Here is a 1,201-nt window from a genome sequence, read left to right as displayed (position 1 = left end):
TTTTACGAGCAGAAATTATCACTTCGGCTCGCTCGCCCCTTGATAATCAACCCCTAACTGCGGCAGAATATGCCTTACTAGAAGAACAATTAGCCACCAGCATTTATCCCCCCCAAATTAATCCCAAGATTCGACAATTAATTGCCCTGAGAAGATTACAAAAATTCCTCCAGATATTGATACCTTTCTATCGTTAAAATCAAAATAGTCAATCTCCTTTGGCAAAAGTGCCTATGCTAACCGAAAAGTTTAGAGAGGATTAGAGCAAGGCGATCGCTTTTATCACCAGCAGACAAAAATCCCGTGTTATGATTAATGAAAAAATCATAAAGTTTTGTAACAAACCTTGACTGCTATCCTCCGCCCCCAAGAAAAGCCCCTGCTTAATCGTCCTTGGTACTCCCTGTCCTCTCTCTGGCAAGGAGACGAAACCGATGTTAAACAAGGTTTACCCCATAGCCAACTCGCACCCCCGTGGCAGATTTTAATTCTCGGCGATGGTTCTCCCACCCGTCATTTACAACTTTTAACCGGTGAAAAAACGGAAGTGGATGTGATCGATATGTCCCCCATCGGCGACGATGAGGATGGCGCACCGATGAAAATTAGCCTGATTCCGGGGCCGAGATTGCGTCGTCAAGTCTGGTTACGCACAGCTAGTGGTCAAAGGTTAGCCTATGCCGCTTCTTGGTGGTCTGTCAATCAAGTGGACGAATATCTGGAAAATCGTTCCCTACCGATTTGGGAAAGTCTCTCGCGGCTGCACACGGAATTGTATCGCGATGTGCAGGGACTTTATTACGGTCATTCCCCGGAATTAGAAATAGCTTTTGGGGAAAAAGGAGCATTTTGGGGTCGTCATTACCTATTTTGGCACGCTCGCCAACCCCTTACCCTGATTTACGAGGTTTTTTCTCCCTATCTCCGTAAATACCTCGGCGAAATGAGAATTGATCAATTAGGATAACTGCTGTAGATAAGCTAAACGGCTTTTACTTCGGATCACCGATATAGACTCCAAAAGGGTTATAGCTATTGGATCATGCAGGTTAAGCGCCGTTTAGCTTATTTCTATGTAGGACTTGCTGAATAATGGTAAAACCCTTTGAAAATAAGGCTTTTGACCTGTTAAAATCTGATGTTAGTGCAAGAAAATAGGATTGGGACATTCAAAAACCTTGCATTATTCTCCTCGTAGTAC

2 protein-coding genes are annotated in these 1,201 nt (G+C 43.9%); both read left to right on the top strand.

The window, feature by feature from the left end:
* Window positions 1–197, top strand: a 197-nt coding sequence (locus PX481_RS05870) for a glutathione S-transferase (protein WP_288093966.1), incomplete at its 5' end; no start/stop codon positions are given.
* A gap of 149 nt (window positions 198–346) precedes the next feature.
* Window positions 347–967 (top strand): chorismate lyase, encoded by a 621-nt coding sequence (locus tag PX481_RS05865; RefSeq protein WP_288023231.1) that lies wholly within the window; start codon window positions 347–349, stop codon window positions 965–967.
* Window positions 968–1,201 lie beyond the last annotated feature (234 nt).

It is taken from the genome of Microcystis sp. M53603_WE2, assembly GCF_030065435.1.
This window is presented reverse-complemented; position numbering and strand designations above follow the sequence as displayed.